Consider the following 13,794-nt stretch of genomic DNA (forward strand, 5'->3'; position numbering starts at 1 on the left):
TGAGCCGGGCGCCGAGTGGCGTGGCCCTGACGCGGGGCAAGCGGCCCGCGGGGCACCGTGTCCGGTTTGTTGCGATGCGCAATAAACCATAGCAATTCGAGACGCAAAAGTCACGTTTCGATCACGCAAGGTTTGAAACAAATTGTTGGCGGGGTAGCCCGAAAGCCGCTCCACGCATGGCTTTGCGGGCGATCAGGTCACATCGCCGCGAGCGTCGGCGCGGTCAGTCCCGATCGGCAGCCCCGGTCGCACAGCGATGCGGGCCGGAACGCGTCCGGCCCGTTTAATACACTGTTACTTTTTGGCGCCTTCGCTGTATGGATCAAACTTGCCGCTCTTGGCGCCTTCGGAATAGGGATCGAATTTGCCGCTGTTCATGCCGCCCTGGCTGAACGAGTCAAACGACTTCTGCGCCCCGCCCTGGATCGGTTCCATCTGGTCGGGCCTGGCGCCCGGGTTCAGCGCAGTCACGTTATCGCTTTTTGCGCCGTCGGTGTACGGGCTGAACTTGTCCTGCTTCGCACCATCGGTGTAGGGATTGAAGTTGCCCTGCTTGGCACCGTCGGTATACGGATTGAATTGGTCGGCCTTGCCCGGGGTCTGGGCGTGCAGCGTGCCAAAGGCGCAGGCGACGGCCAGGCCGATTGTGAGATAGCGCAGCGTCATGGGATCTCCTCTTGCAGGAATGGGCACCCGTCGTGCCGGCGGCATGAGGGCAGAAATCAACGCTAGGTCAGGGCCACGCACGTGTCAACCGCGGCCGGTGGCCGCGGCTGGCGAGGCGCGTCGCCAATCGCGGCCATCGCCGCGCATTGCGCTTACAATGCCACTCGAACGCCACCATGGAGCACAAGGAACCATCATGCTGACCCGGCAAACCACACCCTCCGCCAGCCTCGCCCGCCCCGCCCTGCGTGCCGCACTCGCAGGCGCGCTGGGTGCCGTGCTGCTCTGCGCCGCGCCGGCGCATGCGTACTTCGACAACTACCTGAGCGGCACCATTATCGGCACGCTCAACGACAAGGAAGGCGCGTCGCTGGCCAAGTCGGTGCGTACCGCGCTGAACGATACGGCCGATGGCCAGTCGGTGGCGTGGACCTTTCCGGCCGCGGGACGGCGCCAGCAGATCGACGGCACCATCACCCCGGTCGAGAGCAAGACCGACAAGGGCCAGCCGTGCCGGCGCCTGAAGTCAGAACTCAAGCGCGGCAGTGCCGAAGAACACTGGAGCGGCTGGTTCTGCAAGCAGTCCAACGGGCAATGGAAGTCCCGCCACGTGGGCGAATAAGCTGGCCGGCAGCAGGCTGTGCCGCGCGGCCGGGACTTAGCGGCATAGCTTGCGCAGCAGTTCCCCGGCGATGGTGCCGGGGCCGGCCACCTGGAAGGTGCCGGAATGCGGCGCGCGGATGGTATAGAGCGAGTCGCCGCGCGCAAAGCGCTTGCTGTAGAGGGTCTGCTCGACCACGGCATACATCGACGTGGCGCAGTTCAGCACCATGCGCTTGAGCGAAGAGCGGATCGGCTCGCCGCTGGCGGTGCGGATCACGCCCGACGGCGAATTGCGCATCACCACCACGCCAACCTGCGAGCCCTGGCGGCGCACCGCCGACTGATCGAAATAGGAAATCACGCCATTGGCACCCATCAGCGGCAGCCAGCGCTGCGGGTCCGGCGCGCCGGGATCGGGTGCGGCCACCAGGCGGCAACCTTCCTTGGGTGTCGAGCGGAATACGGTGGCGGTGCCGGGGACCTGGCATTCGTAGAGGCCGGCGGCAGCGGCCGGCCGGGATGCAGAGGCCGGCGCCACGTCAGTGGCCGGCACAGCGCCGTCATCGGCGTGCGCCTGCGGCAGGGCCAGGCCGAACACGCAGCCGACCAGCGCGGCTGCGTGTCGAACAATGCGGAACATCATGGAATTGCCCTCATGTAGACGGGAAAAAGCGATCCGCATTGTCGCACAGGATGCATGCATTGCGGCGCGCCGGCGCGCCCTGACCCATGCATCCCAGTGGCCTTCAGCCGTGCCGGCGCCGCCAGGCGACCAGATCCTCGATGGTCAGCACCGGCAACCGGTACATCTCGGCAAAGGCCAGCGCTTCGGCGCGCCGCGCCATGGTGCCATCCGGGTTCATCAGCTCGCACAGCACCGCGGCGGGCGACAGCCCCGCCATGCGCGCCAGGTCCACCGAACCTTCGGTATGGCCGCGGCGCTCCAGCACGCCGCCGTCGCGCGCCACCAGCGGGAACACATGGCCGGGGCTGACCACGGCATCGGCGCCCGCATCCGCGGCAATCGCCGCGCGGATGGTGGTGATACGGTCGGACGCGCTGACTCCCGTGGTGACGCCCTCGCGGGCCTCGATCGACACGGTGAAGGCGGTGCCGTACTGGCTGCGGTTGTGCTCGACCATCGGCCGCAGGCCCAGGCTGCGCACCTTGTCCGTCGGCAGGCACAGGCACACGATGCCGCTGCATTCGCGGATCATCATGGCCATGTTGGCCTGGGTCAGGCGCTCGGCGGCAAGGATCAGGTCGGCCTCGTTCTCGCGGTCGTCGTCATCGAGCAGCACTACGGGACGGCCTGCGCGCATGGCTTCGAGGGCCTGCTCGATGCGCAAGTCGAGCGCGCGCGGATCGGCGTGCGCGATCGTATCGGCCGTGGCACGCGCGGTGGCATCCGCGAACGCCGCGGGGGCAATGGCTTCGGTGGAAAAGCTAGACATGAAACGCTCCTGGTTCAGCATCAATGGGCGTTCCAGGGGAAGGGTCAACGGAACTGCAATGCCCGCACGCCATGCTGACCGCACGCGCACGAACCGCCGAGCCTTGCGCGCGCAAGGCTCGGCAAACCACGGGCCTGGCAGGCGCCAGGCCACGCGGGCAAGCTCCGTTCATCTTCTTTCATCCGGACTATGACCGTCGGCCCTGGCCTCACACCAGGTCTGCTGACCTCGCACGGGAATGCGAGCGCTCGCGGGCTCGCCGGACACGCGCTGCGCGTCGCGGCATACCGCCGGTGGGGACTTCCACCCCGCCCTGAAGACGTAACGTAACCGGGCCGGCCAAGCGGCCGGCACCGGCCCGCGCATGTTAGCACGATTGTCCCTGGTCACTGTGCACGCCGCGCGCGGCCCGTACCCTGTACCCTGTTGTGGCCCGCGCCGCGGTGCCGGCCACGTTCGGCCTCGGCAACGTGCCTTCCGGTGTACTACAAATAGGATAAGGAGGCAGCGCCTGGGAGCTGCAAGCGGCAGTTTCCCCATCGCCTGCCTGACAACAACGCAGCATCTTTTCAGCGTGCTTCCCATGCGCCGACCAGACCAAGAAGCCAGACAAGACAGCCATGCGAGTTGCATCCCCCTCCTTTCAACCTTCTCCGCGCGGCGCTGGCGACGGCCGCGCCGCGCCGCCGTGGCGGCGCTGCTTGCGCTGGCCGGGTGCCTGAGCACGGCCGCATGCGCGGCGCCTGCGATTCAGCTTGGCTACGGCTTCGACGACAGCCATCACGTGCAAAAGGCGGAGATCGCCATGCTGTGGGATTCCGGCCTGGCATGGGGCAACCCGCAGGGCTGGCAGGTGGACCTGCAGTGGGAGGTCAACGTTGCGCGCTGGCTCAGCGACAGCAACAACAATCCGAACGATCTGTGGGAGTTCGGCGCTTCGCCGGTGGTGCGGATCGGATGGTGGCGGCACACCTGGGTGCCGTTCCTCGAGCTATCGGTGGGCGCGCGGGTGCTGAGCGGCACGCGCACCTCGGACGATCACGTCATCTCCAGCGCGTTCCAGTTCTCGGAATACGCCGGTCTTGGCGTGATGCTCGGCAAGGACCGCAACTTTGCCGCGGGCTACCGCATCCAGCATCTGTCCAATGGCGGCATCAAGGAGCCCAATCCTGGCACCACCTTCCACGTCATTTACCTGCGCTACCGCTTCTGACTGCGCGATCCTGCGCCCCGCCCTGCGTTTCAAACAGCAGCCGCGTGGCGTCGTCGGCCGGGAAGAAGCATTCGATACGGAGCTCCTGCAGCGTGACGTCCTGCGGAATGCCGAGCGTGGTCAGCGTCGAGAACAGCGACGCACGGAACGCGCCCGCATGCAGCACCACGGGCAGCAGCGGCGGCGGCGGCCCGTCGCTGCCGTCATCCTCGGGCAGCAGCACACCGCCGGGCCCCACCATGTCCGGATGCCAGTCGGCGATGCGTGCGAACAGCGCGCGCGCGGTCTGGTCGTGCGCCTGCACCTGCAGCTCCTGCCAGACGCGCCGCAACAGGTAACGGCCGACCTGGCGCGCATTCTCGATGACAGGCCACAGGCCGTCGGGATCGAACACGGTCAGCATCAGGTTGATCCGGTGCGGATCGTCGGCAAGCGATGCCGGCGCGCGGCCGCCCAGCAAGGTGTCGAACATGCGGCGGTAGGCGGCATTGGCGTCGACCAGGTTCCAGAAGCGGTCCAGCACCACCGCCGGGTACGGCTCCTGCTTGGCCAGGATCAGGGCGATCGCCTGCTGCACCATTTGCAACGGCGGCGCGCTCAGCGCGTGTTCGCTGTAGGCGGGGGCGAAGCCGCTGGCAAGCAGCAGCCGGTTGCGCTGGCGCAGCGGCACGCCCAGGCGCTCGGCCAGCGCCAGCACCATCTCGCGGCTGGGACGGGCGCGCCCCGACTCGAGGAAGGAGATGTGGCGCTGCGACACCCCGGCGGCCAGCGACAGCGCCAGCTGGCTGTAGCCGCGCTTGCCGCGCCAGTAGCGCAACAGTCCGGGGAAGTCGAGCGTGGCCTCGGAGGCAGGGGTCAGCGTTTCCATGCGCGTTATTACAGCATGGCGGCGGCCTCGCCGCGAATACCTCACAGGTAATCGCAGCCATCCATAGACCTGGCCGATGGCCGGAAAAGCGCCACCGTTTGCGGCGGGCGCATCACAGTGGCGAGGTCGTGTAACAGGCGAATGGTATGCTTGATCTTTTCAGACACCCGGCGCGCAGAGGGCGCGCACCCTGATGGAAATTGCCATATTACTGGCGCTGATCCTGCTGAACGGCTTGTTTGCGATGTCCGAGATCGCACTCGTAACAGCCCGCAAGGCACGCCTGCAACGCCAGATCGAGAACGGCGACCGCGGCGCCATTGCGGCGGCAAAGCTGGGCGAGGATCCCACCCGCTTCCTCTCGACCGTGCAGATCGGCATCACCTCGATCGGCGTGCTCAACGGCGTGGTCGGCGAATCGACGCTGGCGCAGCCGCTGGGCCTGTGGCTGCAGGGTTACGGTATCTCGGAAAGCACCGCCGGCTATGTGGCCACCGCGATCGTGGTGGCCGGGCTGACCTATTTTTCCATCGTGCTGGGCGAACTGGTGCCGAAGCGCCTGGGCCAGATGGCGCCCGAGGCGATCGCGCGGCTGGTGGCGCGCCCGATCGGCTGGCTGGCGGTGGCCTCGACCCCGTTCGTCAAGCTGCTGTCGAGCTCCACGCGGCTGGTGCTGCGACTGCTCGGCACCAAGGTTGACCGCGGCCCCGGCGTGACCGAGGAAGAAATCCATGCGCTGCTGGTGGAAGGCTCCGAAGCCGGCGTGATCGAGCAGCATGAGCACACCATGGTGCGCAACGTGTTCCGGCTCGATGATCGCCAGCTGGCGTCGCTGATGGTGCCCCGCGGCGACGTGGTGTACCTCGATGTGGAAGCCACGCTGGACGAGAACCTGCGCCGCATCGAAGAATCCGACCACTCCCGCTTCCCCGTGGTGCGCGGCGGCATGCACGACATCATCGGCGTGGTCAGCGCGCGCCAGTTGCTGGCGCGCCGGCTGCGCGGCGAGGAAGCCGACCTGCAGGCGGCGGTGCAGCCGGCGGTGTTCGTGCCGGAAAGCGTGACCGGCATGGAACTGCTGGAAAACTTCCGCGCCTCGGGCGGGCAGATCGCCTTTGTCATCGACGAATACGGCGAAGTGCTGGGCCTGGTGACGCTGCGCGACCTGATCGAGGCCATCACCGGCGAATTCAAGGCCGAGGCCGCCGGCGAGCAATGGGCGGTCCAGCGCGAAGACGGCTCATGGCTGCTCGATGGCCTGATCCCGATCCCCGAACTGAAAGACCGCATCGGCCTGCGCCAGGTACCCGAGGAAGAAAAGGAGCGCTACCACACGCTGTCCGGCATGCTGCTGTTGCTGCTGGGGCGCCTGCCCCAGATTGCCGACACCGTGCAATGGGGCGACTGGCGCTTCGAGATCGTCGACATGGACGGCAAGCGCATCGACAAGGTGCTGGCCGAGCGCCTGCCGCCGCAGGACGGGCCCGAGGAAGACACCACCGGCTGAGTCCCGGAGGCCGGCACACCGCAGCTCGGCGGCGTCAATCGCAATTTCCCTGGGTGGATGGCGCCGCGTTGATCTAAATCAAATGCAGTTGTGGCCGAATCACTTTGGCGCAATCTGCAACGCGCCTTCCCCTGCCCTTCGCTTATGATCGGGCTTCGCGGCCCCACGCGGCCGCGGCAGGCATGGCTGCACCCAGGCGACGACTGCCCGGCGGCCGGCCGAAGAACCATTTCAGACACGGGGAGACGCGTGTGCCGCATGCCATTGTCGGGCGGCCCGCAAGATCATGCATGGATCCTGATGCCGACGACCTCGTAGCGAGCGCTGCCTGCGGCGGCTGTGGCACGATGCAACCGTCCGCGCTGGTGTGCGCGCTGGCCGCGCGCCGCGCCCAGGCGGGTCAGCCCGCGTCCATCCTGGCGATCCGCCTGGATCGCTTTGCCAGCGCCTGCGAAACCCTCGGGCCCGGCCGCTCCGGCAGGCTGCGCGGCATCGTGCAGGCGCGCATCGCCTGCCTGCTGCCGCCGGGCGCGTTCATGCACTGGATTGGCGCGGCCGACCTGGTGGTCATCACCACGCTGCCCGCAGGCATGCCGGATCCGGGCCAGCTTGCCAGCCGGGTGGCCGACGACCTGTCCCGGCCGTTCGCGCTGGACGGCTTCGAGCTGCATCTGTCCTGCAGTATCGGCGTGGCCAACGATCATGCCGACATCCCGGCCGAGCGCAGCCTGCAGCAGGCGTTCGACGCCATGCTGCGGGTCAACCGCCAGGGCGGCGCCGGCCTGGCGCGCGCCGACAAGCCGCGGTCCCCGCCCGCCGCCCCGTTGCTGGCGGCGCTGCCCGACGCACTCGAGCGCGGCGAACTGAGCCTGCAACTGCAGCCGCGCGCCGATCTTGCCGGCGCCGCCGTCAGCGGCTATACGGTGCGGCTGCGCTGGCAGCATCCCGTGCTCGGCCGCGTGGCGCCGCAGGATTTCCTGCCCGGCGTCGAAGCGCTCGGACTGGTCGGGCGCATCGGCAACTGGCTGCTGGAAAGCGTGCTGCCGCTGATGCGTGCCGCCGAGACCCTCGCCCCGCTCCAGTTCACGCTGCTGGCCTCGAGCGCGCAACTGCATCGCCCGCAAATGGTGGAGGCGCTGGCGCAGGCGCTCGATGCGGGCGGCATCGCGCCGCAGCAGCTGTGCATCGAGCTGCCGGCCAGCACGATGCCGACCGACGTTGAACTCATCGACCGCTTTGCCGCCCTGCGCCGGCGCGGCCTGCAGCTGGCGCTGGGGGATTTCGACGACAGCCTGGCCTGCCGCAAGGCTTTGGCAGCGCTGCATCCGGACGCCGTCACGCTGGATGCAAGGGGCCTCGGCCATGCGCGCGAGGCCTGCTGCCGCGCCGACAGCCTGCGCGAAGCCTGCCGCGCGGCGCGGCGCGCCGGCGCCTCGGTCTGCGCCAAAGGCATCGAAACCCGCCAGCAGCTGGACGCGGTGCGGGCCTGGGGCTGCCACAGCGTGCAGGGCTACCTGCTGGCGCAGCCGTTTCCCGCGGTCTGGCTGCTGCAGACCCATGCGGCAATCCAGCAGCGCGCGCGGGCGTTGCTGGCGCCGCCAGCCTGACCATGCGGCGCAGGGCGGGTGGTTGCACGATTTACAAATTGCGACAGACCAGCTATCAAAGCCGCGCGCAGCAGCGGTAAAATCGCGTCAATCCCAAACTCGGAGAATCTCGCGATTCTCAACCCTATCGAAAGGAGCCCGGCGTGAAGAAAGGTTGGATCTGGTGCGTTTTGTTTGCCACTCTGTTGGCCGGTTGCAACACGATGGCGGGGCTCGGCCAGGACATTCAGCGCGGCGGCCAGAAGCTGGAAAGCTCGGCAGAACGCCACAAGTAAGCCTGCCAGGGCTGCATCGACAGCAAAACGGCACGCCCGATGGCGTGCCGTTTTGCTTTGTGCCGCGCGGTCTCAGGGCTTGCTGCGCAGGGCCCTGGCCTGTTCGGCCAGCGCGCGGATGCGGCCCCAGTCGCCGCCGGCGACGGCATCCTTGGGCACCACCCACGACCCGCCCACGCACACCACATTGGGCAATGCCAGGTAGGACGGCGCCAGCGCGGCATCGATGCCGCCGGTCGGGCAGAAGCGCAGCTGCGGCAGCGGCCCGCCCAGCGACTTCAGCATCGGCACCCCGCCCGCGGCCTGCGCCGGGAAGAACTTGAGGAAAGTGAAGCCGGCTTCCAGGGCCGCCATGGCCTCGCTGGCGGTGGCGACGCCCGGCAGCAGCGAGATCCCGGCGCCTTGCGCGCCTTCGGCCAGCGCCGGCGTCAGGCCGGGCGAGACCGCAAACTGGGCGCCCGCGTCGCGCACCGCGTGCAGTTGTTCCACGTTCAGCACCGTGCCGGCGCCCACGCAGGCTTGTGGCAGCGCGGCGGCGACCGCGCGGATCGCCGCCAGCGCCACCGGGGTGCGCAGCGTGATCTCAAGCAGCGGCAGGCCACCGGTTACCAGCGCCTCGCTGACATGCAGGGCCTCGTCGACCGAGTGGAATTCCAGCACCGGGATCACCGGCACATCGGCAAGGCGTTGAAGCAGCGGGGAAGTCTGGTTTGACATGGCGATCTCGCGGTATATGGGTTCAGGAAAACATCAGGTTCGGGCAACGGCTCATGCGATCACCGATACCGACTGCGCCAGCCGCGCCAGCACGGTCTGCGCATCCGGAATCGGCGCCACCGCGCCATAGCCGGTGGTCGACAACGCCGCCGCCACATTGGCATAGCGCGCCGCCTCGAACGGATCGGCGCCCGCGGCCAGCCGCGCGACGAAGCTGCCGCCGAAGCAATCGCCGGCGCCGGTGGCATCGACCGGCTTGACCGGATAGGCTGGTACCAGGCTGCGGGACTCGGGCGTGGCGATATACGAGCCCTCCTCGCCCAGCTTCAGCGCGACCAGGCCGATGCCGCAGCCGAGCAGGTAGTCGGCGATGGCATCGCGGTCGTCCAGCCCGGTCAGCACGGTAATGTCGTCCCAGCTGGGCAGGCATACGTCGGTCATCCGGAAAGCTTCGCGCATGATGCCGCGCGCGCGCGCCAGCGACCACAGGCGCAGCCGCAGGTTGGTGTCGAGCGTGACCCTGGTGCCGGCCTTGCGCGCGTGCTCCATCGCATCCAGGCCGGCATCGCAGGCGCTGGTGCTGATGGCCAGGCTGATGCCGGAGAGGTGCAGGTAGCGCGCCGCGGCGATCGCACCCAGCGGCAGCTGGTCGTGCTGGTAGCGGCTGGCGGCGGAGCCTTCGCGCAGGTAGTCGAAGCGGTGGCCGTGGTTGTCGTGCGAGACAAAGTAGACGCCGGTGGGCGCACCGGCGTCGACGAGCACATGCCGTGTGTCGACGCGCTCCTGCGTCCACAGTGCACGCAGGCGCTCGCCGAAGGTATCGGCACCGACCGCGCAGATATAGCCGGTGCTGGCGCCCTGGCGCGCGGCCGCAATGCAGAAGTTGGAGGTATCGCCGCCAAAGCCCTGCAGGTAGCGCGACGGATCGTCCGGCTGCTGGTTGAATTCAACCAGCGGCTCGCCATAGGCGAGGATATCGATGCTCATGGGACCGCTTGCCTCAGAAGAAGGTTTGCACGATGTCGATCACGCGCATGTCGCGATCCAGCACCGGGATATGGCGCCACTTGTCGAAGGTCAGGCACGGGTGCGAGATATCGAAGGCGATCATGTCGCCGACCTGGATATCGTCGCCCGGCTTGACCTGCAGATAGGCGTGCTGGTCCATCATGCCGGTGACTTCCCAATGCGCGGGCACGTCCACCGGCGCCTCGGCACCCGGGCGGTACAGGCGCGCCGGGATCGGCATGCCGGCGTCGAAGGCGGCATCGCGCTTGCCCATGCCGATGATGACGCGGTCGGGTTCCGGAATCGACTGCACATAGGCCCACAGCTGCAGCGCCGGCAGCAAGCCTTCGCGCATTTTCTGCGCGACCGGGTTGCTCGCCAGGATGCGCTGCTGCGCGGCGCGGTAGATGCCCACATCGTGCGTCAGGTAGCAGCCGGGACGCAGCACGATGTCGATCGGCGCGCCGATGTCGGTGCGCGCGAATTCCTCGGCGACCACGTCGTACCAGGCCGAGCCCGCACCGGACATCACCACCGGGCTGCGGCCGAAGCGGCCTTGCGCGGCCAGTTGCCGCGTCACCGCGACGGTGCGCTGCAGGAACTTGCGGATCTCGGCTTCTTCCTTCAGCACGCCCTCGTAGATCTCCACGCCGGCCAGCGACAACGCCTCGGGCCAGCGCGCCAGCGCGTCGAGCACGGCCTGCTGCTGCGCGTCGTCGCGCACGCCGGTACGCCCGCCTTCGACGCCCAGCTCCAGCAGCACCTGCAGCTTCTGTCCGCGCTGCCGGAAGAACTTGCCGAGCTGGTCGACCAGCGCGGCCGAATCCACCAGCGCGAAGAATTCAAACCCGGGATCGCGCAGCAGGTCCGCGATGATTTCCATATTGCGGCGGCCGACCAGCTGGTTGGCCATCAGCACGCGCCTGACGCCATGCGCATGCGCGGCCGCGGTCTGGTGCGCAGTGGCCAGGGTGATGCCCCACGCGCCGGCTTTGAGTTGCCGGGCAAACAGCTTGGGCGCCATCGTGGTCTTGCCATGCGGCGCCAGCTGCACGCCGTATTCGTCCATGAAGCGGCGCATCCATTCCAGGTTGTGCGCGAGCCGGTCTTCATAGAGCACCGCGGCGGGCAGGCTCAATTCTTCCTGCAACAGATTCCAGCCGGTCTGGCCAGCCGCGTCCGGGGCGATGGGAGCCTCCATCCGACCCAGCGCCTTGTTGAGCGGATCGATCACGCCAGCCTGATACTTTATTTCACGCATGCCTATCATCACCCTGAAAAAATCTGATTGACGTAATGATATCCCTGAAAATAAGATATTTCATCCCTGTTATAAAGTAACATACGAGACCCGGACGAGCCGGTGCGCTGGCAGCAAGCGAGCCATGCAGCGGCCGCTAGTCACTGTTATAGCCCCTGCCCACGCTGCCTGCAGATTTCGTCACATTACGATTCCGGCCCGTTTCGCCACCACGCCCTCTCCGAACATGACCGCGCCCTTCGACATCCTGACCCGCATCGCCGAGCGCGGCCCCGCCCTGCGCCTGGCCGAGCAGAAGGTGGCGCAGGTAGTGCTGGAAGACCTGGCCGGCGCGGCGGCGGCAAGCATCAATGAGCTGGCCCGCCAGGCCGGCGTCAGCGAAGCCAGCGTGACGCGCTTCGCCAAGGCCATCGGCTGCCGCGACGTGCGCGACCTGAAGCTGCGGCTGGCCCAGGCCGCGGCGGTGGGTGCGCGCTTCCTGCAGCCCGGCAACGTTCCCGCCGCTGAAGCCGCGCCCGCCACGCTGGCCGACAGCATCCACGCCGACATCCTCAGCGCGCTCGAAGCCAATCGCGGGCTGCTGGATGCGCAGCGCATCGAGCAGGCCGCGCGCCTGTTGCTGGGCGCACGCATGGTCTACGCTTTTGGCATGGGCGGCGGCTCGTCGTTCATGGCCGATGAAGCGCGCCACCGCCTGGCGCGCCTGGGCCTGCCGGTGGCCAGCTACCAGGATGCCCTGCTGCAGAAGATGGTGGCGGCCACGCTGGGCCGCGACGACGTGGTGCTGGCCTTCTCGGCCAGCGGCCGCGTACCGGAGATGCTGGCCAGCTGCGATATCGCGCGCGAGTACGGCGCCCGCCTGGTGGCCGTGACCGCGCTGGGCTCGCCGCTGGCGGCGCGTGCCGACGTGCTGCTGCCAGTGCGCACGCTCGAGACGGATTTCATTTTCAAGCCATCGGCCTCGCGCTACGCCATGCTGATGGTGCTGGACGTACTGGCGACGCAGTGCGCGCTGTTGCAGCCGGACCAGAGCAAGGAGCGCCTGCGCCGGCTCAAGTACGTGCTCGACAGCCACCGCGGCGACAGCGGCCCCGGCAAGGGCCCCGACAGCCGCCAGCCGCTGGGAGACTGACCATGCCACACCTGTTCGACACCCTGATTCGCTGCGTGACGCTGATCGACGGCTCCGGCGCGGCCGCGCGCCTGGCCGACGTGGCCTTGCGCGATGGCCGCATCGCCCGCATCGATGCCCCCGGCGCGATCGATCCCGATGCGGCCGCGCACGTGGTCGAGGGCGATGGCCTGGTGCTGGCACCGGGCTTTATCGACGTGCACACGCACGACGACACCAACGTGGTACGCCAGCCCGAGATGACGCCCAAGCTGTCGCAGGGCGTGACCACGGTGGTGGTCGGCAACTGCGGCATCAGCGCCGCGCCGGTCACGCTGGCGGGCGATCCGCCCGACCCGATGAACCTGCTCGGCCATGCCGACGCCTTCCGCTATCCGGATTTCAAGACCTATGTCGATGCGGTCGAGGCCGCGCAGCCCGCGGTCAACGTCGCCGCGCTGGTCGGCCATACCGCGCTGCGCAGCAACCATATGGACCGCTTCGACCGCGCCGCGACGCCGCAGGAAATCGCCGCGATGCGCGCGCAGCTGGAAGAAGCGCTGCGGCACGGGGCGCTGGGCCTGTCCACGGGACTGGCCTACGCCAACGCCTTCAGCGCGCCGACCGACGAAGTGCTGGCGCTGGCCGAGCCGCTGGCCGACGCCGGCGCGCTCTACGCCACCCATTTGCGCAGCGAATTCGCCGAGATCCTCGAGGCCATGGACGAGGCCTTCCGCATCGGCCGCCATGCGCGCGTGCCGGTGGTGATCTCGCACCTGAAATGCGCCGGCGTGGCCAACTGGGGCCGCAGCACCGAAGTGCTGGACGCGCTCGACGGCGCGCAGCGCTGGCAGCCGGTCGGCTGCGACTGCTATCCGTACACCGCCAGCTCTTCCACGCTGGACCTGAAGCAGGTCACCGGGGACTTCGACATCATGGTGACCTGGTCCGAAGGCGCGCCGGAGATGAGCGGCCGTCTGCTCGCCGACATCGCCGCCGAATGGCAGGTCGACCTGCACCAGGCGGCGCGCCGGCTGATGCCCGCCGGCGCGGTCTACCACTGCATGGAAGACGCCGACGTCGATCGCATCCTGAGCCATCCCGCCACGGTGGTCGGCTCGGACGGCCTGCCCAACGACCCGCTGCCGCATCCGCGCCTGTGGGGCGCGTTTCCGCGCGTGCTCGGCCACTACGCGCGCGACCGCGAACTGTTCCCGCTGACCGTGGCCGTCAACAAGATGACCGGCATGTCGGCCGAGCGCTTCGGCCTGCGCCAGCGCGGCTTCGTGCGCGAAGGCTACTGGGCCGACCTGGTGCTGTTCGACGCCGCCACGATCCGCGACGCCGCCAGCTTTACCGATCCCATGCAGCCGGCCGAGGGCATCGCCTCGGTCTGGGTCAACGGCGAGCTGTCATGGCAGCAGCGCCAGAGCACCGGCGTGCGCGCCGGCCGGTTCCTGCCCCGCGGTGCCGGCTGACCCGCACGCACCGCCGCTTCCCTCAC

Annotated in this window: 14 protein-coding genes and 1 riboswitch; of the genes, 7 read left to right on the forward strand and 7 right to left on the reverse strand. The window is 68.4% G+C overall.

Features of this window, described 5'->3' with window-relative positions:
• Positions 1-294 precede the first annotated feature (294 nt).
• On the reverse strand, positions 295-666 hold the full coding sequence (locus tag LIN44_RS18375; protein WP_227315698.1) for a hypothetical protein: 372 nt from the start codon (positions 664-666) through the stop codon (positions 295-297).
• A 196-nt stretch (positions 667-862) separates the two neighbouring features.
• Between LIN44_RS18375 and LIN44_RS18380 the strand changes: the two genes are divergently transcribed.
• Entirely contained in the window at positions 863-1,288 is a 426-nt protein-coding gene (locus LIN44_RS18380) for an RT0821/Lpp0805 family surface protein (protein ID WP_227315699.1), read from the forward strand.
• Positions 1,289-1,324: 36 nt separating this feature from the next.
• Here LIN44_RS18380 and LIN44_RS18385 read toward each other — a convergent pair whose 3' ends face one another.
• Positions 1,325-1,912, reverse strand: a complete 588-nt coding sequence (locus LIN44_RS18385; RefSeq protein WP_227315700.1) for a surface-adhesin E family protein — start codon at positions 1,910-1,912, stop codon at positions 1,325-1,327.
• Between the two features lie 103 nt (positions 1,913-2,015).
• Entirely contained in the window at positions 2,016-2,723 is a 708-nt protein-coding gene (gene ribB / locus LIN44_RS18390; RefSeq protein WP_227315701.1) for a 3,4-dihydroxy-2-butanone-4-phosphate synthase, read from the reverse strand.
• 166 nt (positions 2,724-2,889) lie between these two features.
• A riboswitch (FMN riboswitch) is annotated at positions 2,890-3,048 on the reverse strand.
• Between the two features lie 363 nt (positions 3,049-3,411).
• On the opposite strand from ribB, the gene LIN44_RS18395 reads away from it, so the two are divergent.
• A complete protein-coding gene (locus LIN44_RS18395) occupies positions 3,412-3,936 on the forward strand; it encodes an acyloxyacyl hydrolase (RefSeq protein WP_227315702.1) in 525 nt (174 codons plus the stop codon).
• Here LIN44_RS18395 and LIN44_RS18400 read toward each other — a convergent pair.
• On the reverse strand, positions 3,911-4,804 hold the full coding sequence (locus LIN44_RS18400) for a helix-turn-helix domain-containing protein (protein WP_227315703.1): 894 nt from the start codon (positions 4,802-4,804) through the stop codon (positions 3,911-3,913). The genes LIN44_RS18395 and LIN44_RS18400 overlap by 26 nt on opposite strands.
• Positions 4,805-4,997: 193 nt before the next feature.
• Here LIN44_RS18400 and LIN44_RS18405 point away from each other — a divergent pair, with 193 nt between their 5' ends.
• The 3 genes from LIN44_RS18405 to LIN44_RS18415 all read left to right on the forward strand — a co-directional run bounded on the left by LIN44_RS18405 (position 4,998) and on the right by LIN44_RS18415 (position 8,193).
• Positions 4,998-6,311: a hemolysin family protein gene (locus LIN44_RS18405; protein ID WP_227315704.1), complete on the forward strand. Its 1,314-nt coding sequence runs from the start codon at positions 4,998-5,000 to the stop codon at positions 6,309-6,311.
• Positions 6,312-6,601: 290 nt separating this feature from the next.
• Positions 6,602-7,918: a GGDEF domain-containing protein gene (locus tag LIN44_RS18410; RefSeq protein WP_227315705.1), complete on the forward strand. Its 1,317-nt coding sequence runs from the start codon at positions 6,602-6,604 to the stop codon at positions 7,916-7,918.
• 143 nt (positions 7,919-8,061) lie between these two features.
• Positions 8,062-8,193, forward strand: coding sequence for an entericidin A/B family lipoprotein (locus LIN44_RS18415; RefSeq protein WP_012355947.1), 132 nt, complete (start codon positions 8,062-8,064; stop codon positions 8,191-8,193).
• A gap of 72 nt (positions 8,194-8,265) precedes the next feature.
• Here LIN44_RS18415 and eda read toward each other — a convergent pair whose 3' ends face one another.
• From eda to LIN44_RS18430, 3 genes are read right to left on the reverse strand one after another with little or no spacing between them, the layout of a single operon-like run.
• The gene (gene eda, locus LIN44_RS18420; RefSeq protein ID WP_227315706.1) at positions 8,266-8,910 is read right to left on the reverse strand and encodes a bifunctional 4-hydroxy-2-oxoglutarate aldolase/2-dehydro-3-deoxy-phosphogluconate aldolase; all 645 of its coding nucleotides are present in this window, start codon (positions 8,908-8,910) and stop codon (positions 8,266-8,268) included.
• A gap of 51 nt (positions 8,911-8,961) precedes the next feature.
• Positions 8,962-9,897 (reverse strand): sugar kinase, encoded by a 936-nt coding sequence (locus tag LIN44_RS18425; protein WP_227315707.1) that lies wholly within the window; start codon positions 9,895-9,897, stop codon positions 8,962-8,964.
• Between the two features lie 13 nt (positions 9,898-9,910).
• Positions 9,911-11,179 (reverse strand): amino acid deaminase, encoded by a 1,269-nt coding sequence (locus LIN44_RS18430; RefSeq protein ID WP_227315708.1) that lies wholly within the window; start codon positions 11,177-11,179, stop codon positions 9,911-9,913.
• Positions 11,180-11,405: 226 nt separating this feature from the next.
• Between LIN44_RS18430 and LIN44_RS18435 the strand changes: the two genes are divergently transcribed.
• Positions 11,406-12,311, forward strand: coding sequence for a MurR/RpiR family transcriptional regulator (locus tag LIN44_RS18435; RefSeq protein WP_227315709.1), 906 nt, complete (start codon positions 11,406-11,408; stop codon positions 12,309-12,311).
• A gap of 2 nt (positions 12,312-12,313) precedes the next feature.
• Positions 12,314-13,768, forward strand: coding sequence for an amidohydrolase family protein (locus LIN44_RS18440; protein WP_227315710.1), 1,455 nt, complete (start codon positions 12,314-12,316; stop codon positions 13,766-13,768).
• Positions 13,769-13,794: the final 26 nt, after the last annotated feature.

Source organism: Cupriavidus sp. MP-37 (assembly GCF_020618415.1).
Classification (GTDB): Bacteria; Pseudomonadota; Gammaproteobacteria; order Burkholderiales; family Burkholderiaceae; genus Cupriavidus.

Coding starts and splice junctions, on each gene's coding strand:
- LIN44_RS18380 (WP_227315699.1), top strand. CDS start 863: ATGCTGACCCGGCAAACCACACCCTCCGCCAGCCTCGCCCGCCCCGCC.
- LIN44_RS18435 (WP_227315709.1), top strand. CDS start 11,406: ATGACCGCGCCCTTCGACATCCTGACCCGCATCGCCGAGCGCGGCCCC.
- LIN44_RS18375 (WP_227315698.1), bottom strand. CDS start 666: ATGACGCTGCGCTATCTCACAATCGGCCTGGCCGTCGCCTGCGCCTTT.
- LIN44_RS18440 (WP_227315710.1), top strand. CDS start 12,314: ATGCCACACCTGTTCGACACCCTGATTCGCTGCGTGACGCTGATCGAC.
- LIN44_RS18410 (WP_227315705.1), top strand. CDS start 6,602: ATGGATCCTGATGCCGACGACCTCGTAGCGAGCGCTGCCTGCGGCGGC.
- ribB (WP_227315701.1), bottom strand. CDS start 2,723: ATGTCTAGCTTTTCCACCGAAGCCATTGCCCCCGCGGCGTTCGCGGAT.
- LIN44_RS18405 (WP_227315704.1), top strand. CDS start 4,998: ATGGAAATTGCCATATTACTGGCGCTGATCCTGCTGAACGGCTTGTTT.
- LIN44_RS18430 (WP_227315708.1), bottom strand. CDS start 11,179: ATGCGTGAAATAAAGTATCAGGCTGGCGTGATCGATCCGCTCAACAAG.
- LIN44_RS18400 (WP_227315703.1), bottom strand. CDS start 4,804: ATGGAAACGCTGACCCCTGCCTCCGAGGCCACGCTCGACTTCCCCGGA.
- eda (WP_227315706.1), bottom strand. CDS start 8,910: ATGTCAAACCAGACTTCCCCGCTGCTTCAACGCCTTGCCGATGTGCCG.
- LIN44_RS18425 (WP_227315707.1), bottom strand. CDS start 9,897: ATGAGCATCGATATCCTCGCCTATGGCGAGCCGCTGGTTGAATTCAAC.
- LIN44_RS18385 (WP_227315700.1), bottom strand. CDS start 1,912: ATGATGTTCCGCATTGTTCGACACGCAGCCGCGCTGGTCGGCTGCGTG.